The 18,953-nt window shown below is 73.0% G+C and carries 18 protein-coding genes; 7 read left to right on the top strand and 11 right to left on the bottom strand.

Going from position 1 to position 18,953, the window contains the following annotated elements; genetic code table 11:
- Nucleotides 1-397, bottom strand: a 397-nt coding sequence (locus ACWDS7_RS03170) for a class I SAM-dependent methyltransferase (RefSeq protein ID WP_451927883.1), incomplete at its 3' end; no start/stop codon positions are given.
- Nucleotides 398-531: 134 nt separating this feature from the next.
- Here ACWDS7_RS03170 and ACWDS7_RS03165 point away from each other — a divergent pair.
- The 5 genes from ACWDS7_RS03165 to ACWDS7_RS03145 all read left to right on the top strand — a co-directional run bounded on the left by ACWDS7_RS03165 (nt 532) and on the right by ACWDS7_RS03145 (nt 6,645).
- On the top strand, nt 532-1,803 hold the full coding sequence (locus ACWDS7_RS03165) for a sensor histidine kinase (protein WP_451927882.1): 1,272 nt from the start codon (nt 532-534) through the stop codon (nt 1,801-1,803).
- Entirely contained in the window at nt 1,782-2,441 is a 660-nt protein-coding gene (locus ACWDS7_RS03160) for a response regulator transcription factor (protein ID WP_451927881.1), read from the top strand. The genes ACWDS7_RS03165 and ACWDS7_RS03160 overlap by 22 nt, the downstream gene beginning before the upstream one ends.
- A gap of 235 nt (nt 2,442-2,676) precedes the next feature.
- The gene (locus ACWDS7_RS03155; protein ID WP_451927880.1) at nt 2,677-4,494 is read left to right on the top strand and encodes a hypothetical protein; all 1,818 of its coding nucleotides are present in this window, start codon (nt 2,677-2,679) and stop codon (nt 4,492-4,494) included.
- A 164-nt stretch (nt 4,495-4,658) separates the two neighbouring features.
- Nucleotides 4,659-5,753 carry a hypothetical protein gene (locus ACWDS7_RS03150; protein WP_451927879.1) on the top strand — a complete coding sequence of 365 codons (1,095 nt, stop codon included), beginning with the start codon at nt 4,659-4,661 and terminating at the stop codon, nt 5,751-5,753.
- Nucleotides 5,754-5,841: 88 nt separating this feature from the next.
- Nucleotides 5,842-6,645, top strand: a complete 804-nt coding sequence (locus tag ACWDS7_RS03145; protein WP_451927878.1) for an MBL fold metallo-hydrolase — start codon at nt 5,842-5,844, stop codon at nt 6,643-6,645.
- A 55-nt stretch (nt 6,646-6,700) separates the two neighbouring features.
- On the opposite strand, the gene ACWDS7_RS03140 is transcribed toward ACWDS7_RS03145, so the two are convergent.
- From ACWDS7_RS03140 to ACWDS7_RS03120, 5 genes are all read right to left on the bottom strand, one after another.
- The gene (locus ACWDS7_RS03140) at nt 6,701-7,834 is read right to left on the bottom strand and encodes a globin domain-containing protein (protein WP_451927877.1); all 1,134 of its coding nucleotides are present in this window, start codon (nt 7,832-7,834) and stop codon (nt 6,701-6,703) included.
- A 4-nt stretch (nt 7,835-7,838) separates the two neighbouring features.
- Nucleotides 7,839-8,513 carry a pyridoxamine 5'-phosphate oxidase family protein gene (locus ACWDS7_RS03135; protein WP_451927876.1) on the bottom strand — a complete coding sequence of 225 codons (675 nt, stop codon included), beginning with the start codon at nt 8,511-8,513 and terminating at the stop codon, nt 7,839-7,841.
- A 423-nt stretch (nt 8,514-8,936) separates the two neighbouring features.
- Nucleotides 8,937-9,752 carry an ABC transporter permease gene (locus ACWDS7_RS03130; protein WP_451927875.1) on the bottom strand — a complete coding sequence of 272 codons (816 nt, stop codon included), beginning with the start codon at nt 9,750-9,752 and terminating at the stop codon, nt 8,937-8,939.
- On the bottom strand, nt 9,749-10,651 hold the full coding sequence (locus tag ACWDS7_RS03125; RefSeq protein WP_451927874.1) for an ABC transporter permease: 903 nt from the start codon (nt 10,649-10,651) through the stop codon (nt 9,749-9,751). Before ACWDS7_RS03125 ends, ACWDS7_RS03130 begins: the two co-directional genes overlap by 4 nt.
- Before the next feature lie 17 nt (nt 10,652-10,668).
- Nucleotides 10,669-12,240 carry an ABC transporter substrate-binding protein gene (locus tag ACWDS7_RS03120; RefSeq protein ID WP_451927873.1) on the bottom strand — a complete coding sequence of 524 codons (1,572 nt, stop codon included), beginning with the start codon at nt 12,238-12,240 and terminating at the stop codon, nt 10,669-10,671.
- Between the two features lie 478 nt (nt 12,241-12,718).
- Between ACWDS7_RS03120 and ACWDS7_RS03115 the strand changes: the two genes are divergently transcribed.
- Together ACWDS7_RS03115 and ACWDS7_RS03110 are read left to right on the top strand one after the other, a co-directional pair.
- Nucleotides 12,719-13,411: an HAD family hydrolase gene (locus ACWDS7_RS03115; protein ID WP_306858648.1), complete on the top strand. Its 693-nt coding sequence runs from the start codon at nt 12,719-12,721 to the stop codon at nt 13,409-13,411.
- A gap of 18 nt (nt 13,412-13,429) precedes the next feature.
- A complete protein-coding gene (locus ACWDS7_RS03110; protein WP_451927872.1) occupies nt 13,430-13,906 on the top strand; it encodes an NUDIX domain-containing protein in 477 nt (158 codons plus the stop codon).
- Between the two features lie 166 nt (nt 13,907-14,072).
- On the opposite strand, the gene ACWDS7_RS03105 is transcribed toward ACWDS7_RS03110, so the two are convergent.
- From ACWDS7_RS03105 to ACWDS7_RS03085, 5 genes are all read right to left on the bottom strand, one after another.
- A complete protein-coding gene (locus ACWDS7_RS03105) occupies nt 14,073-14,240 on the bottom strand; it encodes a hypothetical protein (protein ID WP_451927871.1) in 168 nt (55 codons plus the stop codon).
- A 1-nt stretch (nt 14,241) separates the two neighbouring features.
- Nucleotides 14,242-14,667, bottom strand: a complete 426-nt coding sequence (locus ACWDS7_RS03100) for an organic hydroperoxide resistance protein (protein WP_451927870.1) — start codon at nt 14,665-14,667, stop codon at nt 14,242-14,244.
- 122 nt (nt 14,668-14,789) lie between these two features.
- Nucleotides 14,790-16,433: an ABC-F family ATP-binding cassette domain-containing protein gene (locus ACWDS7_RS03095; RefSeq protein WP_451927869.1), complete on the bottom strand. Its 1,644-nt coding sequence runs from the start codon at nt 16,431-16,433 to the stop codon at nt 14,790-14,792.
- Nucleotides 16,426-18,051 carry an ABC-F family ATP-binding cassette domain-containing protein gene (locus ACWDS7_RS03090; protein WP_451927868.1) on the bottom strand — a complete coding sequence of 542 codons (1,626 nt, stop codon included), beginning with the start codon at nt 18,049-18,051 and terminating at the stop codon, nt 16,426-16,428. The genes ACWDS7_RS03095 and ACWDS7_RS03090 overlap by 8 nt, the downstream gene beginning before the upstream one ends.
- Before the next feature lie 216 nt (nt 18,052-18,267).
- A complete protein-coding gene (locus tag ACWDS7_RS03085) occupies nt 18,268-18,825 on the bottom strand; it encodes a CGNR zinc finger domain-containing protein (protein ID WP_451927867.1) in 558 nt (185 codons plus the stop codon).
- Nucleotides 18,826-18,953 lie beyond the last annotated feature (128 nt).

Raw genomic sequence — 18,953 nt, 5'->3', positions numbered from 1 at the left:
GCCGCTCGCCGGGGAACAGCGACCACGGCAGCGTGCTGACCACCGCGTCCGCCCGCTCCACCCCGGCCTCGCTCAGGAGCGCACCGAGGTCGGCGGCGTCACCCTGGATGGTCTCCATCCAGGGCCTGGTCCGGCGCAGGTGCGCCGCCAGGTCCGGCTCGATCTCGACGGCGAGGTGCCGCGAGCCGGAGGCCAGCCGCCGCCGGATGGCCTCGCTGATCGGACCGGTCCCCGGGCCGAGCTCGATCACCACCGGCGTACCGCCCGTGGGCACCACCGCGGTCAGGGCTCTGGCCAGGGTTGGAGAGCTCGGCGCGATCGCGCCCACCACGCCCTGCCTGCGCAGCGCGACCGACATGAATGCGCGCAGGTCCGGGGGCACCGCTGTTCCGTTCATGCCCCCAATGAGACTGTCACGGGGAGGCCGTCCGCAGGGAGCCGGAACCTAGTCTTCAAGGTAGGGCTGGGCATACCCTGGAGGTGGATCCAGCCTGCTGGGAAGCGCGGCGGCGCGGGCCGTACTGTCGGGGGATGCAGTCATCGGCCGCCTGGCGGGCCCTCACCCGACGGGACCTGTTGCTGACCCCCTGGCCCTGGCGTTCACTGGCCTACCTGATCACCGGTGTGCTCCTCGGCGAGGTCGTCCTGGTGGTGTTCCTCATGGCCCTGTTCGTGAGCACGGTCCTGGCGCTGCTGCTGGTGGGCATCCCGCTGCTGCTGGCGCTGGGGTTCAGCGGGATACCGGTGGCCGCGCTGGAACGCCGCCGGTTGCGGATCATCGACCCGGCTCCGGCCGGCACCCCGCACCGCCGGCCGGAGCCGCGGGGGCTGCGCGGGTGGATAGGCCTCCGCCTGCAGGAGCAGGCCACCTGGCGGGAGCTGGCCTACCTGATCCTGCTGGTCGCCGTGCTCTGGCCGATCGAGTTGCTGGCGGTGGTGTTCGGCCTCGGCGCGCCGGTGACGATGATCCTGACACCGGTTCTGCGCGCCCAGACGGGTGAGTTCTGGGTGCTGAGGTTCTGGACGGTCGACACGGATCTGGAGGCCTTCGCGGCACTCGCCGTCGGGGCGGTCTGGCTCGCCCTGGCCCTCTACCCGCTGACATTGCTCGCCACGGCCCACGGCATGCTGGCCAGGCTGCTCCTCACCCCCCGGGAGAGCGAGCTGGGACAGCGGCTCGACGAGCTCACCCGGTCCAGGACCCGGCTGGTGGAGGCGTTCGAGGTCGAGCGGCGGCGGATCGAGCGGGATCTGCACGACGGCGCCCAGCAGCGGCTGGTCGCGCTGACCATGACACTCGGCCTGGCCAAGCTGTCGGAGGGCCCGGAGGCCGCCGAACTCGTCGGCAAGGCGCACGAGCAGGCGAAGCTCGCGCTGGCCGAGGTCCGCGACCTGATCAGGGGGATCCACCCGCAGATCCTCACCGACCGGGGACTGCCCGCGGCCGTCGCCGACGTCGCCGACCGCTCCCCGGTGCCCGTCGAGGTCTCCATGGTGCTTCCCGTGCGGCTGCCCGAGGTGGTGGAGTCCGTCGCCTACTTCGTGATCTCCGAGGCGCTGACGAACGTGGCCAAGCACAGCGGCGCCCGTGAGGCCTCGATCACCGGATGGCTGGACGGCACCCGGCTGGTCGTGGAGATCCACGACGACGGCATGGGCGGCGCGAACACGTCGGAGGGCACCGGCCTGGCGGGGCTGGCCGACCGCGTCTCGGTGGTGAACGGCAGACTGATGCTCTCCAGCCCGTCCGGCGGGCCGACCCTGCTACGAGTGGAGATCCCTTGCCCGTCGATCGCCCACTGACGATAGTCCTCGCCGAGGACGGCGTACTGCTCCGCGAGGGGCTGGCCGGGCTGCTCAACCGGTTCGGGCACCGGGTGGTGGCCGCGGTGGGCGACGCCGGAGGCCTCGTCGACGCGGTGCGCGCGCACACGCCGGACATCGTGGTCACCGACGTGCGGATGCCGCCCGGCTTCACCGACGAGGGACTGCGGGCCGCGGTGGCGCTCCGCTCGGCGGACCCGGGCCTGCCGGTCCTCGTGCTGAGCCAGTACGTCGAGCAGACCTACGCGAGCGAACTCCTGGACTCCGGCGACGGCACCGGGGTGGGCTACCTGCTCAAGGATCGGGTGGGTGATGTCGAGGAGTTCGTCGACGCGCTGCTCGGAGTCGCCGCCGGCGGGACGGTCGTGGACCCCGAAGTGGTCCGGCAGTTGCTGCGCCGCCGCCGCGACCCGCTGGCGCGGCTCTCCCCTCGCGAGCGGGAGGTCCTCGCGTTGATGGCCGAAGGCCGGTCCAACGCGGCCATCGCCAGGAGCCTGGTGGTGTCCGAGGCCGCCGTGGGCAAGCACATCGGCAACATCCTCACCAAACTCGACCTGCCCCCGGCCGAGGACGACCACCGCCGGGTCCTCGCGGTCGTGACCTACCTGCGGGGATAGGACCTTCAACGCCCCTGCGGGGATCCACGGCCCTACGGGGACAGGACCCTCACGACGGCGGAGGACCACGACGCGAGGGACGGCGGCCGGCGCCGGCTCTGCCAGCGGTGACGGCCGCGATCACCACCGGCGCGCGGCCGCCACATCTCGCTGCAACCGCTCACAAGAGGGCCACAAGTCGCACCGGGCACGCTGTGCACGCTTGCATCAGAAGCAGAGGAAGCGTGACAGACATATGTTCTCCAGACCATGGTGGCGACCGGCTCTGACAGCGGTGGCCGCCTTCTCGCTGTCGGCGGGCCTGCTCGCCGCACCCGCCCAGGCGGCCCCGTCGGTGGCGGTGGCGGGCGTGCAGGCGGCCCCGTCGGTGGCGGTGGCGGGCGTGCGGGCGACCCCGGGCCGCCAGGCGGGGCGGTGCCCGGCCGCGGTGGTGTTCTCGGCCACGGTCACCGTCAAGGGCGCGGCCCGGGTGAAATACCGCTGGGTGCGCGGCGACGGCACCAAGGGCGCGGTCAGGACGGCGAAGGCCGGGACGGGGATCAAGCTCCAGGAGCGGCGGACCTTCTCCCGCAGCACCCGTGGCTGGCAGGCCGTACAGGTGCTCAGTCCGAAGAAGCTGACGTCCGGGCGGGCCCACTTCTCCGTCACCTGCCAGGGGTCCACCGACGTCGAGACCCCCAGGTCGCCCGCCGAGGGGCAGGGGCCCGCGCCGCGCGCCTCGGCCGAGGTGGCGGGGGGCAACACCTACTCGGGCCCGTGCGTGGCCCCCGGCAGGACCATTGACTTCGTCGGCACGATCCGCGTCTCGCGTGTCCCCGCGGCCGTCTCCTACCGGTGGGCCGACAGCGACGGGGGCCCGCTCGGCAGGCAGGACCTCTGGTTCTCGGCCAAGGACTCGCCGCGACGCACGGTCGGCGCGAGCCGCACCTTCCTCGCCGGCCAGTCCGGCACCCGGTGGATCGAGATCCTGGACCGCCACGGGAAGGTCCTGAGCACCTCGGCCAAGGTCCCGTACTCGGTGACCTGCACGCCGACGCCCGCGCCGGTGACCGCCTCGGTGACGGGCGTCCGGGTCGACCCGGCCGCCTACCGCGGGACGTGCGCCGCGCCGCTCACCTTCACCTTCACCGCCGATCTCGCCGTCTCCAAGCCGGCCAAGGTCACCTACCGGTGGATCCGCGGCGACGGCACGACGGTCCCCGGCGAGTGGGAGTTCAAGGACGCCAAGGACCTGACCAAGACGGTCAGCCTCACCTGGCCGGTGGCCGACCCCGCCAAGGTGGCCGGCGGGTCCGCGACGGTGCAGATCACCTCGCCGGGCAGGTCGGAGGCGGGTCCCGCGAAGTTCACGATCACCTGCGAGGACACCGGGCCCGGCACGGTGACGGTGTCGGATCCCGTGATCACCACCTGGAGCCGGGGCGGCGGCGAGTGCACCACCCAGAACCCGTACCAGGTGACCGCCGCGTCGATGATCACCGCGCCGAAGGGCGCGGGCTTCCCGCTCGACGTCACCTACCGGTGGCGGTGGGCGGACGGCGGCTACTGGCACAAGGAGACGGTGAAGATCACCGGGCCTGGACCCCACCGGGTGTTCCACCAGTGGAACGTCCAGCGGAGCCAGGCCGGCAAGGTCTTCGTGGACGTCCTCACCCCCACGCCGGTGAAGTCCGGGACCACGGAGTACTCGGTGACGTGCGACGGCAGGCCGCCCGTCCCGAACACCGGCGGCGTGGTGACCTCGGTGACCGACGCGAAGATCACGCCGTCCTCCCACACGGGCACGTGCCCGGTCGACCTGAAGGCCGTCGCGACGATCACGGTGTCGGCCCCGACCAGCGGGCCCGTCGAATACGCCTGGGTGTTCGACAACGGCACCTCCAGCCCCACCGCCCAGGTCGACTTCCCGGCCGGCGGCCCCCTCACCAAGACGGTGGTGTGGGACGAGTGGCGGGCCGTCAAGACCAGCGGTCCGGTGACCGGCTACCTGCGGACCGTCACGCCCAACACGGCGGTGTCGTCCCCCGTCTCCTACTCCGTCACCTGCGCCTGAGCACCACCCCCGGCCATCGGTGACGGCACCCGCGACCGCGCGACCCGGGTCGCGGGTGCCGTCACCCGGCCTCTGCCGGACGGCATAGCCGGCGGCGCCGGAACGGCCGCGGACCTGCCGAACGGCCCATGGCCCGCCGTCCCGGCGGCGGGGACGCTTGATCCATGACAACTGTTACGGCTCCACCTCGTCCGGGATCCTCGACGAGGTCACGCCTGCCGGCCTGGGCCGGTTACGCCGCGGCGCTCTGGTCGCTCGCCTACGGCCTGCTCGGCCTGCGCTGGGCGCTGGGCGGGCCGGGCTTCCCCTGGGGCGCGAGCGACCCCGATCCCGACGGGGCGCTGTCCATCCTCTCGGGCGCCCGCCCGCAGCCGGGCGGATGGTGGATCGCCGGCCTGGGGCTGGCCTGCGCGGTGCTGTCACTGGTGCTCGCCGTGGTCCGGGGACGGGGCCCGCTGCGGATGGTGCCGCCCGCCCTCGCCTGGCCGGCCGCCGTGGTGCTGACGCTGGTGATCCCCGACTCCCGCCTCATGATGGGCGTCGCCTACACGCCGCTCCTGCTGGTCGCGCCCCTGTTCGGCTGGGACCTCGGCGGCGCCGGCCTGCTCGACGTCTGGCCCTGGGAGGTGGTCAACCAGCTGCTGTGCGTGCTCGGCGGGGTACTCCTGGCCGCGGCCGCCCTGTCCTACCACCGCCGCGGCAGGCGGGCCTGCGCCGGCTGCGGCCGTACGGCGGGCGGCGGAGGCTGGACGGCCCCGGCCGCCGCGGCCCGCTGGGGGCGCCGGGCCGTCCACGTGGCCGCCACGGTGCCGCTGGTGTACTGCGCGACCCGATGGGCCTGGGCCCTGGGCATCCCGCTGGGGGTCAGCGAGGAGTTCCTCGCCGAGGGCTCCCGCGACACCCCGGGGATCTGGCTGGCGGGGGCCTACCTGGCCACCTTCGGAGCGCTGGGCGGGATCCTCACCCTGGGGCTGACCCAGCGCTGGGGCGAGGTCTTCCCCCGGTGGATCCCCGGCCTGCGCGGCAGGCGGGTCCCGCCGGCGCTCGCCGTCGTCCCCGCCGCGTTCGTCTCGGTCATCGTCACCGTGGCGGGCCTGACCTACATCCGCTGGACGGTCGCGGGCCGCTTCGAGCTCTCCGAGGTGGGCGCCTGGCTCCCGGAGACGTTCTGGCCGATCTGGGGAGCGGCCCTGGCCGCCGCCGCCCTCGCCTACCACCTGCGCAGACGCGGCCGGTGCCGGCGCTGCGACCGGCTGTGACGCGGACCGTCCACGACATGGGCCGCCGGTGACGCGGAAGGCCCGCCGTGGCTCGCCACGGCGGGGCGGGCCGGGGAGAATGCGACGCATGGAAGGTCGATGGATCGAAGTGGCCGACAGGGTGCTGGTGCGCCGTTACACGGAACTGGACCTGTCGGTGGGACTGGTCATGGGTGACGGCGGCTGCCTGGTGGTCGACACGCGAGGCGACGAGCGGCAAGGGGCGGAGCTCGCCGCGGAGGTGCGGCGGATCACCCGGGATCCGTGGACGGTGGTGATCACTCACTCGCACTTCGACCACAGCTTCGGCACCCGGCCGTTCCTGGACTGCCCCGTCTGGGCGCAGGAGGGGTGCCGGGCCGACCTGGTCGCGGACGGGGCCGGGACGAAGGAGGCCTGGGCGCGGCGTTACCGGCAGGAGGGACGTGCCGACATCGCCGACGACATCGCCAAGACGGAGATCGTGCTGCCGGACCGCCTCGTGACCGACCGGGCGGAGTTGACCGTCGGCGGGCGCGAGATCGTCATGGCCTACTTCGGCCGCGGCCACTCCAGCAACGACCTCGTGGTCCACGTCCCGGACGCCGGTGTGGTGTTCGCCGGTGACCTGGTGGAGAACGGCGCGCCGCCGGCGTACGGCGACGCCTACCCGCTCGAATGGCCGGCCGCCGTCGCCGGGCTGCTCGGGCTGGCCGGCGAGGGCACCGTGGTGCCCGGCCACGGGGATCCGATGGACCGCCGGTCCGTCACCGCCCAGCACGCCGAGATCACCGCCGTCGCCGGGCTCTGCCGGGAGGTGGCCGCCGGCCGGATGAGCGTGCCGGAGGCCGTACGGCTGTCGCCCTACCCCGAGGACACCATCAGGACCGCCCTCCAGCGTCCGACGGGCTAGGCCCCGTCCGGACCGGGCGGGTGGCCGGTCGATCGGGGCCGGTCCCGGCGGCCCCTCACAGCACCGCGAATCTGGCCGCGCCCCCCGGGGCGAACTCGGTGTGGATGCGGTGGAGGGGCACGCCCAGGCCGAGCAGGCGGTTGGCGGTCACCCGCACCATGTCGGGCGAGCCGCACACGAAGACGTCTCCGTCGGGGACGATCCGGTGATACTCCAGGGCGTCCACCGCGCTCTGCCTGCGCCACTGGTCCGGATCGTCGGAGACCGCGTGGACGATCCGCAGGCGCCTGTGGTCCGACCGCAGGCGTTGCAGGTCTTCGTTGTCGTAGGCGTCGACGCTGCGCCGGACACCGTGGAAGAGATCGATGGCGGGGCGGTCGGGCACCCAGACCGACTCCTCGATGAGCGCCTTGAGCGGGGCCAGACCCGTGCCGCCGGCGATGAAGATCAGGTGCGAGGTGCTCGCCCGGTCGAGCACGAGGCTCCCCCGCGGCGGTCCCAGCAGGAGGCTGTCGCCCGGCCGGGTGTGGTGCATCAGCGCCGTGCTGACCCATCCGCCGGGCACCATCCGCACATGGAAGGTGAGCAGGTTGTCCTGGCGGGGCGCGTTCGCGATCGAGTACGGGCGCCACACCCGGGGCCAGTGCGCGCTCTGCAGGGTGGCGTACTGCCCGGCCCGGTAGGGGTAGGGCTGGTCGGGCTGGACGGTGATCACGGCGATCTCGGGGGTGCGCACCTCGTGCGCGACCACGGTCGCGACCCAGGACGGCGGAGACTGGGTGGCGTCCTGCTCGGCGGCCTGGATCATCACCTCGGCGATGAACTTGTAGGCGGTCATCCACGCCTCGTCGTAGGCGGGACGCCAGAGCTCGCCCGCGTGGTACCGCATCGCGGCGACCAGGCAGTCGCCGACCGCGGGGTAGTGCTCGGGCTGGACCCCGTACTTGCGGTGGTCCCGGGCGAGCTGGCCGAGATAGTCGCCCACCCCATCGCCGTCCTCCAGGTTGAGCACCACCTGGGCGAGCGCGTGGAACAGGCGGTCGCGCTGGAGGTCCATCGCGGGCGGGAAGAGCTCCCGGATGTGCGGGTAGTTGGCGAAGAGCCTGCCGTAGAAGTGCTTGGTGACCTGGTCGGCCACCGGCTCGATGAGTGACCAGCTGTGGCGGATCAGCCCGATGTCGATTGTCATTCCGTCACCCGACCGACTTTCCCGCCTCTTCCCGCTCCCGCCCGGCGACCTTCACCTGCCCGACACCGAAGTAGTCGTCTCCCGCGGGCCTGCGTCCTTCGGACCTGCGCTCCCTGCGGTCCTGCTTGGTCAGCAGCGGGATGTGCTTGGAGCAGTGGATGTATGCCTCCTCGACCTCCACCATGACCCAGCGCTCGGCCCGGCGGCCGGGCGCGGTGCGGTCCTCGTCGACCAGGCCGTAGCGGCGGGCCGCGTCGTAGGCGGTGGTGATGGTCGCCGAGCCGTTGATGTGCAGGCCCACGAGGTCGTCGAAGAAGTCGACGAAAAGCAGGCTGAGGTGCGCGTTCTCCATGATGTTGCCCAGGCTGGCGAGGACGCCGTTGCCGCGGAACTCCGGATACATCACCCTCGTGTCGTCCACCACCCGGACGAACCCGGGCGGGCCCGCCCGGAACGACGTGTCACAGTTGCCCGCGGCGTCCGCGGTCCCCACGAAGACCATTTCCTGCCGGGCGACGAAGTCCCGCATATGGGGCGTCAGGCGGTCGACGACCTGCCGTTCGTAGAAGCGCTCCGCCCGGTCCCTGGTGGCGAACAATCTCTGGAGGATGTGCTCTCCCCTGGAGCCCGGCAAGCCCTCGCCGTCATCCAGAGCTCCGTACGGCGTGTGCTGCCCCATCACATCGCTCCCAGTAGTCCCGATCACATGGCCTGCGACGTGGGCGGCCGCCGAGCTCGCGCCCGACAGCCCCGGCGGCGGAACACCGATCCGGGCGGTTCTGCCCACGTAAGCGATGGAGCCTAAACCATAGGCACCCTTGTCCGAAATGGTCTTGAAACTTTTCTTTGAGAGTCATGAGGCATGCTCAATTTCCTCACCTGACCCGCCGAGTCACCCGCCATTCCCCTCCACAGCCGTGACGCCGGCCCTCGAAACCGGACAGGGGCCCCTGTAACCGCAGATCACAGCAGTCACCTGTCCCGACCGGCAGCATCAGGGTGTAAGGCGCGCCAGGGAGGGTAAGGAGGCCAGTCATGATCAAAGTCAAGGATACCGGCAGACCGGAAAAGCGGTGGGGCTTTTCCCCTCATCCGGTGCGACTCATCCGGCGGGCCGGGCCTCGCGGAGCGCGTCGGCCATGAGCGTGACACCCAGGCTGGTCAGGGCCAGCGCGAGCGCCGGCACGGCCGCGAGCCGCGGAGTGACCACGAGCAGGGCCGTCCCCTCGCTGACCATCCCGCCCCAGTCGACCTCCGGCGGGGGCAGGCCGATGCCGAGGAAGCTCAGCGAGGTCGCCGCGACCAGGCTCTTGGCCATGTCGCCGGTGGCGACGGTGAGGGCGGGCCCGACCGCGTGCGGGAGGATGGTCCGGCGCAGCAGGTAGAAGGGCGACGCGCCCATCGCCCGGACCGCCAGCACGTGGCCGGAGGCCGCCGCCCGCACGACCGCGGCCCGGACGACGAGGGCGCAGCTCACCCACCCCAGCGGCACGAGGGCGGCGAGGACGGCGGTGAAGCCGGGCGGCAGCACCCCGGCCAGGGCCAGCGCGAGCGTGAGGCCGGGCAGCGCGAGCGCCACGGCGGCCGCCGACCGCAGCAGCCGGTCGAGCCGGCCGCCCGCCAGGCCCGCCACGGCGCCGGCGACCGTGCCGGCCGCGGTGATGACGGCGGTGACGGCGGCGGCCAGCAGCAGCGAGGTACGGCCCGCCGCGGCGGTCCTGGTGAGCAGGTCGCGCCCGAGCTGGTCGGTCCCGAGCCAGTGCTCCCCGCCGGCCGGGAGCAGGGCCCGCGCCAGGTCCGGCCGGTAGGGGTCGTGGGGCGACAGCACCGGCGCCGCCAGGCAGAACAGGACGACCGCGCCAAACAGCAGCGCGCCGGCGACACCCCCGGCGGGCGGCCGCGGACGGTGACCCGTCACCGTCGCGTCCGGGGGTCGGCCAGCGACGCGCACAGCTCGGCCAGGGCCAGGACCAGCACGGTCCCGAGCGCGACGAGCAGCACGTACGCCTGCACGGTCGGGATGTCCCGCTGCCGGATCGCCGACACGGCGAGCTGACCCACCCCGGGCCAGGCGAACAGGGTCTCGACGACCACCGCGCCGGCCAGCAGCTCGGTGAGCACGATCCCGGCCGCGGTGATCGCGCCGGGCGCGGCCGCGCGCAGCGCGTGCACCACGACGGTACGGCGCGCGGTCAGCCCCTTGGCCAGGGCGAGCTTGACGAAGGGCAGCCGCGCCACGGCCGCCAGGTCGGCCCGGAGCAGCCGGAGCAGCGTGGCCGTACCGGCCAGGCCGAGGGTGACGGCCGGCAGGATCACCGCCTCCGGGGAGCCGTCGCCACCGGTCGGCAGGGCCCGCGCGCCGACGGCGACCAGGCTGATCAGCAGGATGCCGACGACGTACGGCGGGACGGCCGCGACCGTCACCGCCACGGCCCGCGCGATCCGGCTGTCGAGTGCGCGCGGCCGGAGGGCGGCGCGGACCGACACGAGCACGGCCGGCCCGACCGCGATGAGCGAGGCCACCCCGGCCAGCCACAGCGTCGCCGGGACCCGCGACAGGATCTCGGCGGCCACCGGCGCGCGGTCGACGTGGGAGCGCCCGAAGTCGCCTCGCAGCACGCCGAGCAGCCAGTGGAGGTACTGGGAGAACAGCGGCCGGTCGAGGCCGAGCTCGCCCCGCAGCACGGCCACGCTCTCCGCCGTGGGCTGGACGCCGCCGCGGCGGAGGATCTCCTCCGCCGGGTCTCCGGGTGCCAGGGACGTCAGGAGGAAGGTCAGCGCCGACAGCACCAGCAGGACGAGGAGCGTCCGTGTCACGCGCCGCAGGGCGGCGGTCACCGCGCCGGCGCCAGTCCGGCGAGATCCACCAGGTAGGCCGGGCTCTGCGTGAGACCTCGCACCGCGCTGCTCGTCACCACCGGGTTGTCCTGGTAGGCGAGCGGGATCATCGGCCGGTCGGCGGCCAGCAGCCGCTGGACCCGGTGGTAGAGCTCACGGCGCTCGTCCGCGCCGGCGGCGGCCGCGGCCCGGTCGATCAGCCGGTCGAACTCCTCGCTGCGGTAGCCGAGGTTGCGCTCGCGGTTCCAGGCCGCGTCGGAGCGCAGGAAGCGGCGGAACAGGTAGTCGGGGTCGCCGTTGGGCACGCTGTAGGCGCTCAGGAAGATGTCGTAGTCTCCCGCCTCCATGACCGCCTTCGTCGCCTCGGCCACGTTCACCCGGGCGGGCAGGCCCACCGCCCGGAGGTCGGCCCGCAGCACCTCGGCGATGTCGGCGTAGGGGAACTGGCCGGTCTCCGACGAGGAGATCAGGATGGAGACCGGCCCGGCCGGGCGGCCCGCCGCGGCGACGAGCCCGCGTGCCCGGGCGGGGTCGTGGACCGGGCGGAGGCCGGGATCGGACAGGGCTCCGAAGATCGGCGACAGGAAGGGCGCGCCGGGCGTCGCCGTACCCGCCAGCAGCGTGCCGGCGATGGCCCGCCGGTCGATCGCCAGATCCACCGCCTCGCGCAGTCTCGGATCCGCGAACGGTCCCCGGGAGGCGTTGAAGGTCAGGTAGTGGGTGAGCACGGAGGGGGTGCGGGTGACCCGGAACCGGCCGTCGGCGGCGACCGCGGCGACCTGGCCGGGGAGCAGGGCGCCCTTGTCCATCAGCCCGGCGACCTCACCGGCCCGCAGCGCCGCCACCCGCGCGTTGGCGTCCGGGACCGTCTTCACCACGATCCTGTCGAAGGCCGGCCGGCCGCCCCAGTAGCCCGGGTTGGCGGCCAGCTCCGCCTGCCGTCCCTTCGACCAGGAGACCAGCGTGTAGGGGCCCGTGCCCACCGGGCCGCCGGCGAACTCCCCGCCGGCCCCGAACGCCGACGGCGCCTGGATCATGCTGTAGAAGTCGGCCAGCCTGGCGGGCAGGTCCGCGACCGGCTCGGCCAGGGTGAACACGACCTTCCCGCCCTCGGCCCGCACGCCGGTGAGCTTGCCGTAGGCCGCCTCCATCCCGGCGTCGAGGCTGAAGAAGGCCGACGGCCTGGGCGCGATGCGCCGGAACCGCTCGACGTTGGCGACCACCGCCTCGGCGGTCAGCGGCGTCCCGTCGCTGAACCTCACACCGGTGCGCAGGGTGAACGTCCATCTCCGGCCCCCGCCGGAACGCTCCCACCCCGTCGCCAGCGCGGGCGCCGGCCGCATCCCGCCGTCCAGCGTCACCAGGGGCTCCCACACCCCCAGCGTCCGATGGGTGAAGTACGGATCCTCCGGCCCGGCCACGAGGTCGCGCGGGGCGGCCAGGACGAGCGCCCCCGCCGCCCGCCCGGCGTCCCCCTGGCCACCGCAGGCCGCCAGGGCGGCGAGCAGGGCCGTCCCCAGCGCGGCCACGGCCCCCGCCCCCGGCCGGGCACCTCCGCGCGCCCTCATCCAGATCGAAAGACGCGACCCGCGACGGCTCCTGTTCACATGATCATCCTTTGCGGTCGGCGGAGCGGCTCCGCGCGTTCCCGAGCCGCCCGGGGACGGCCCCCGGCGTGACACCAGAGAAACGATAACCATTTTTATACGATTGGCGCCTTTCGACCTGTCACGAGATCGCATCACAGTCCGGATACGGCCGCCAGCCCCGGATGCGGACCGCCCCGATCACGTAGGGACCGTCCGGCGCGCGCTCCGGGCGGGGGCCGGAGGACGGGGGCCGGAGGCGGACGCCCGGGGCGGGCACCTCGGGCGGCGGCCCGCGCCCCGGCACGAAAACCGATATGAGGCCCGTAGCACCGCTTGATACTCTTCGCGGGGCCGACGGGGAATCGGGAACGGTGCGGACCTGACGGCTCCCGCCGGGGCCGGGCCGCACAACGGCGCGTCACGGAGGCCATCGACAACACGCTCCGGAGGTGCCGCCATGAGACTCAGCGGGCAGGTGCTCGTCTTCGACGCCGACGACACGCTGTGGGAGAACAACATCCTGTTCGAGCGCGTCATCGACGACTTCCTCCACTGGCTGGAGCACCCGACGCTCGACAGGGCCGAGATCCGCGCCATCCTCGACGACATCGAGGCGGCGAACGCGGTCGTGCACGGTTACGGCAGCAAGATGTTCCTGCGCAGCCTCGGCGAGTGCCTGGAGCGGCTGCGCGAGCGGCCGGCGACCGTGGCGGAGCTCCGCCACATCGACGAGCTGGCGACGGCTCTCGTCGAGGGACGCGTGGAGCTGGTCCCCGGAGTCTCCGAGACGCTCGCCGACCTCGGCGACCGGCACGACCTGCTCCTGCTCACCAAGGGCGACACGGACGAGCAGCAGCGCAAGCTGGAGGTCTCCGGGCTCGCGCACCACTTCGGCGGCATCCACATCGTGGCCGAGAAGAACGTCGACACCTACCGGTGGCTCGCCCGGGAGCACAGCCTGACGCCCGCGACGACCTGGATGATCGGCAACTCCCCGAAGTCCGACATCCTCCCCGCCCGGCAGGCGGGCATGAACGCGGTCTTCATCCCGAACGACAACACCTGGGTGCTTGAGCACAGCGAGCTCGACCCCGCCGACACAGGCGTGCTGCGGCTCCGGAAGTTCTCCGAGCTGCCCGACCACTTCTGAAAACGGAGGATCCCTCGCATGAGCACCACCTCGCCGTCGGACGGCCCCTCCCGGCAGTCCGGGTCCACCACCGGAGGAGCGCGGACGCCCTCCGTCTCCTGCGTGTTCATCTGCCACGACGGCCACGGCCGGGTGCTGCTGGCCCGGCGTGGCAGCGGCGCCCGGGACGAGCCCGGCACCTGGGACTGCGGGGCCGGGGCGCTGGAGTACGGCGAGACGTTCGAGGCGGCCGTCGCACGGGAGGTCCGCGAGGAATACTCGGCCGACGCGCTGAAGATCGAGACGATCGGAGTCCGCAACGTCCTCCGGGAGGAGCCGGCCTCCCACTGGGTCGCGGTCGTCTTCGCGGTCGAGGTGGATCCCGCCGGAGTCGCCATCGGCGAGCCTCACAAGTTCGACGAGCTGGGCTGGTTCGCGCCGGACGCGCTGCCGTACCCGCTGCACTCACAGCTCGCCGAGAGCCTCAGGCTGTTCCACGCCTGGCAGCGGGCGTAGGCGCGGAACAGCGCGAGAGCCGAGCCCCTCGGCGAGCCGCGGGCGCCTGATGTCGTCCGCTCAGAACGCCTGGGCCAGGCAGCCCAGGGCGACGGCCACCACGATCGTGGCGACCGCCAACGCTCTCACGGATCTGGGAATGCGCATCACGATGCCCCTCCAGGTCTCACAGGCAGTACCGCACGAGCCATTCGTCCGCGTCGTAGGCCCGCTGCGCGGGGTCCGGCGCGGTGGCCGCGCGCTGTTCGACCATGTCCTCGAGCCGGACCCGTTCGGGCAGCCGGCCGAAGCGGGCACGCCGCGCGGTCTCGGCGGCGTCGTGCGCCGGCCCCACCTCAGGCGGCTTTCGCGTTGATGGTGACCGGGACGTTGCCGCGGACCGCCTTGGAGTAGGGGCAGATCTGGTGGGCCGCGGCGCCGAGCTCGTCGGCCGTCCGCTGGTCCACGCCTCCGAGTTCCAGGTTGAGCACGGCGCTGAGGCCGAACTCGCCGTCGTCGCCGTGGTGCAGGGTCACCTCCGCCGTGATGGCCGTGCTCCTCAGTGTGACCTTGCGCTGCGCCGCCGCCCTTCTGACCGCGCCGAGGAAGCAGGAGCCCCAACCCGCGGCGAACAACTGCTCGGGATTGGTGGCCCCGCCCGCCCCGCCGAGCTGCTCCGGGATGGCGAGCGTGGTGTCGAGGAGGCCGTCGTCGGCCTGGATCCGGCCTCCGTTGCGGCCCTCTCCCGTGACGGTGACGACCCCGGTGTAGCTGACAGCCATGACTTTTCCCTTCTGGGCTGGTGGAGAAAGCCCGGGAACGCATCGAGCGTCACCGGTTCAACTGGTGACGATATTGGCAGCCCGATGCGTCACCCGTCAAGCCGGTGACGCGCGGGGAGGGTTCATGGCAGGCGGATGTGGTGCCCCTTCCAGCGGGCGCGCAACCAGCGATCGTGGCTGGCGATCACGATCGCGCCGGGCCCGTCGGCGCCCAGGGCCTCTTCCAGCTCGTCGCAGAGGCGGGGCGAAAGGTGGTTGGTGGGCTCGTCGAGCAGGAGCACCTCGGGTGCGTCGGCCACCAACAGCGCCAGCGCGAGCCGGCGGCGCTGACCGACGGACAGCTCCCTCACTCGCAGGTCCGCGTCGCGGGGGCCGATCAGACCGAGCGAGCGCAACGGCACGGACTCGGCGCGCTCCGGACCGAGCGCCCGCTCGTACGTCTCCCGCGCCGTCCGGTCCGGCCGCTCGAAGACGGTGTCCTGGGCCAGCAGCGCGACGGTCAGACCGGGCCGCCGCCGGACCTCGCCCTCCGCGGCCGGCAGCCCGGCCAGCACGGCCAGGAGTGTCGACTTGCCCGCCCCGTTGGGCCCGGTGACCAGCAGCCGCTCCCCGAGCGGCACGTCGAGCCGGTCGATCGAGAGCCGTCCCGGCACCCGCACGTCCCGCAGTGACAGCAAGGCGCCGTCGTGGGGATCGCGGGACTCGGCGGCGTCCGCGCCGTGGGCGGCCTCTGCGACGTCGACGACCAGGGTGCGAGGGCTGAAGCGGAGAGGGGGCGGTGGGGCCGGAACCTGCTCGCGTTCCAGCCGGGCGAGCCGGCGGGCGGCATTGCGCACCCGCCGCGCGATCTGGTGCTGCACACGGCCCCCGGTGTGCCCGTACCCCATCTTCTCGCTGTCGCGCTTCAGCCGGTCGTGCGCCACCTGCCGCGCCGTCACGGCGACGGCCGCGCGCAGCTCGCCGAGCTCCGCCTGCTCCTCCGCGTGCCGCCGCTCCCAGCGCTCTCGCTCCGCGCGCTTCTCGGCCAGGTACGCGCCGTACCCGCCCCCGTACCGGACGGGCCCGTCCACCGTCGGGTCGAGATCGATCAGGTCGGTGCAGACCGCGTCCAGGAACGCCCGGTCGTGGCTGGCCACGACCACGACGCCGGTCATGCCGCGCAGCTGCTCCTCCACGAACACCGCGGCGTCGTCGTCCAGGTGGTTGGTGGGCTCGTCGAGCAGCAGCGCCGCGGGCCGCCTGATGAGCAGTGCCGCCAGGGCCAGCCGCCCGCGCTGCCCTCCCGACAGCGACGCGAGCGCACGGGAGTGCGGCACACCACCGAGGCCGAACCGGTCGAGGACGATGCCGGCGCGCCGGTCGGCGTCCCAGGACTCGCGCTCCTGAGCCTGCTCCAGCCGCACCCCGTACTCGCCGAGCAGAGCGGCGTCGTCCGGGGCGGCGGTGAGCGCGCGGGCGAGCCGATCCAGCTCGGCCAGGTCCGCGCGTGCCTCGCGCAGGGCGTCGTCGAGCACGTCGGCGATTGTGGCCCGGCTGTCGAAGGGCATCTCCTGGTGCAGGAAGCCGAGGTCGGCGGGGCGTACGACGGTGCCGGAGTCGGGCCGGTCCACCCCGGCCAGCAGCCGTAGGAGCGTGGTCTTGCCGGCGCCGTTCTCGCCGATCAGGCCGATCCTGTCCCCGGGCGCGGCGGTGAGCGAGACGCCGTCGAGCACGCGCCGCGCGCCCAGCGTCCGTACGAGATCGCGGGCGAGCAGCGCGTCACTCACCGGCGGGCCCTCCGGTCTCCAGGAGGCGCCCGCCGGACAGCTCCAGCCAGCGCTCCGCCTTGATCTCCGCGAGGAACCGCTCGTCGTGGCTGACCACCACGAACGCCCCCTCGTACGCGCCGAGCGCGCTCTCCAGCTGGCCGACGCTGACCAGGTCGAGATTGTTCGTGGGCTCGTCCAGCAGCAGGAGCTGCGGCGCGGGCTCCGCGCACAGCACGCAGGCCAGCGTGGCCCGCAGCCGTTCGCCGCCCGACAGCACCCCGACAGGCAGATGCGCACGCGCGCCGCGGAACAGGAAACGGGCCAGCATGTTCATCCGCTCCGACTCCGCCATGCCGGGGGCGGACGCGGCCAGGTTCTGCGCCACCGTACGATCAACGTCGAGCAGGTCCAGCCGCTGCGACAGGTAGGCCACCCGGCCGTCGGCCCGTCTGGCCGTGCCGCCGTCCGGCTCCAGCTCCCCGCTGATCAGACGCAGCAGGGTGGACTTGCCCGCACCGTTGGGGCCGGTCAGCGCGATGCGCTCGGGTCCACGGATCACCAGGTCGACGCCGGGCCCGGCGAACAGGCCGCGGGCCTGAAGGCGTTCGCCGAGGAAGACCGTGCGACCCGCGGGCACGTTCGTCCCCGGCAGCTCCAGCGTGATCCTCTGGTCGTCACGCAGCGCCCGCCCCGCCTCGTCGAGCCGGGCCTTGGCATCGCTGACGCGGGCGGCGTGCATCTGGCCCGACCGCCCGGCCGACTCCTGGGCGCCACGCTTCATGTTCCCCGCGAAGATGCGCGGCAGGCCGGCGTTCTTGAGGTTGCGGGCGGCGTTGCTCGCCCGGCGCTCGGCCCGCTCCCTGGCCTGCTGCATCTCCCGCTTCTCACGCTTGAGCTCCTGCTCGGCGCTGCGCACGCCGCGCTCGGCGGCCTCCCGCTCCGTGCGCACGGCCTCCTCGTAGGCGGTGAAGTCACCGCCGTAGAAACGGACCCCGCCCCGGTCCAGCTCGGCGATGCGGTCCATGCGGTCGAGCAGGGCCCGGTCGTGACTGACCACGAGCAGGCAGCCGTTCCAGTCGCCGAGCACGTCGTAGAGCCTGCGGCGCGCGTCGAGGTCGAGGTTGTTCGTGGGCTCGTCGAGCAGCAGGACGTCGGGGCGCTTGAGCAGCTGCGCGGCCAGGCCGAGCGAGACGATCTGGCCGCCGCTCAGGGTGCGCAGCGTACGCGCGAACTCCAGGTCGCCGAGCCCGAGCCGGTCAAGCTGGGCTCGGGTGCGCTCCTCGATGTCCCAGTCGTTGCCGATCGTGGTGAAGTGCTCCTCGCTCGCGTCCCCTGACTCGATGGCGTCCAGCGCGGCGATCACGGGGGCGATGTCCAGGACCTCGGCCACGGTCAGGTCGCCGGTGAGCGGCAGGCTCTGCGGCAGGTAGCCGAGCTGGCCGCCGACGGACACGCCGCCGCTACTGGGCCGCAGCTCACCCGCGACCAGCTTGAGCAGCGTGCTCTTGCCCGCGCCGTTCGGGGCGACGAGGCCCGTACGGCCGCCGCCCACGGTGAAGGACAGGTCACTGAAGACAGGGGTGTCGTCAGACCAGGAGAAGGACAGGCCAGAACTGATGATGAATGCATCGGACATGCGACAGACCTCGGTACAGAATCCGGGCGCACGGATGGGGCCCGGCAAGGGAAACAGGACTGGGGGAACGACGACGAGGGCCCACATCGGCGGCGGTCATACACGCCTGCCGGGGCCGGTCAACCTCCGGTATTACCCGGAGATGTCGACGTCACCTGCCACGTCTGGTCTCCTAACATCCGAACACAAGGTCTATCACCATAGCAGCCGTCGAGGTCAGGTCGCGCCGGCCGTCTGCGTCTCCTTCTTGCGAGCCCGGTAGGCAGCCGCCTTGATCTTGTTGCCGCACGACTCCATCCCGCACCACTCCCGGCGCCCGCCACGCGACCGATCAATGAAGATCTTCGTGCACTCGGGGTTGGCGCACTCCTTCATCAGCGGCACCTCCGGCCCGCTGAGCAGCTCGACGGCATGCCGGGCCACCGTGGACAGCGCCTGAGCCGGGGTCGCCTCCACCCACCGCCCCTCGGCCGTGAGCTGGAGGGGCGCCGGCGGCCGGCGTGCTGTCTCGTTCACCAGCGCGAGCGCCTCGCCGTCGTATCCGTCACCGGCGAGCCGGGCGGTGACCAGCGCATAGATGGCCTCCCGCACCGCCACCGCCTGGACCAGATCCGCTTCCCGGCAGGGCGAGAGGACGTTGACGACACCGGACTCCACGTACCACGCGTCGAGCCGGTCCGGGGCGTCGAGCGTCTCGAAGCGCGCGGTGCGACGCGCGCGGAGCGTGCAGGCGAGGTCGAGCGCGGGATTGCCGCACAGAAACACATGTTTCACATCACCAGTTTGACAGGTGACTTCTGGCCGTGCAATTGCCATCACCGCTTGAACAGGTGACGACAAAGGGGTGCGGCGGAGTGCGACCACGTCGTGGTGGGCGCGGGTATCGCTCAAGCTGCGACGCC

The sequence above is a fragment of the Streptosporangium sp. NPDC003464 genome (assembly GCF_053588315.1).
Note: the sequence above shows the minus strand (reverse complement) of the source record. Positions and strands in the feature narration are given on the sequence as shown.

Excerpts from the sequence above, each read along its gene's own strand:
- ACWDS7_RS03165 (WP_451927882.1), top strand. The coding sequence starts at position 532 with ATGCAGTCATCGGCCGCCTGGCGGGCCCTCACCCGACGGGACCTGTTG.
- ACWDS7_RS03155 (WP_451927880.1), top strand. The coding sequence starts at position 2,677 with ATGTTCTCCAGACCATGGTGGCGACCGGCTCTGACAGCGGTGGCCGCC.
- ACWDS7_RS03150 (WP_451927879.1), top strand. The coding sequence starts at position 4,659 with ATGACAACTGTTACGGCTCCACCTCGTCCGGGATCCTCGACGAGGTCA.
- ACWDS7_RS03145 (WP_451927878.1), top strand. The coding sequence starts at position 5,842 with ATGGAAGGTCGATGGATCGAAGTGGCCGACAGGGTGCTGGTGCGCCGT.
- ACWDS7_RS03140 (WP_451927877.1), bottom strand. The coding sequence starts at position 7,834 with ATGACAATCGACATCGGGCTGATCCGCCACAGCTGGTCACTCATCGAG.
- ACWDS7_RS03135 (WP_451927876.1), bottom strand. The coding sequence starts at position 8,513 with ATGGGGCAGCACACGCCGTACGGAGCTCTGGATGACGGCGAGGGCTTG.
- ACWDS7_RS03120 (WP_451927873.1), bottom strand. The coding sequence starts at position 12,240 with ATGAGGGCGCGCGGAGGTGCCCGGCCGGGGGCGGGGGCCGTGGCCGCG.
- ACWDS7_RS03115 (WP_306858648.1), top strand. The coding sequence starts at position 12,719 with ATGAGACTCAGCGGGCAGGTGCTCGTCTTCGACGCCGACGACACGCTG.
- ACWDS7_RS03110 (WP_451927872.1), top strand. The coding sequence starts at position 13,430 with ATGAGCACCACCTCGCCGTCGGACGGCCCCTCCCGGCAGTCCGGGTCC.
- ACWDS7_RS03100 (WP_451927870.1), bottom strand. The coding sequence starts at position 14,667 with ATGGCTGTCAGCTACACCGGGGTCGTCACCGTCACGGGAGAGGGCCGC.
- ACWDS7_RS03090 (WP_451927868.1), bottom strand. The coding sequence starts at position 18,051 with ATGTCCGATGCATTCATCATCAGTTCTGGCCTGTCCTTCTCCTGGTCT.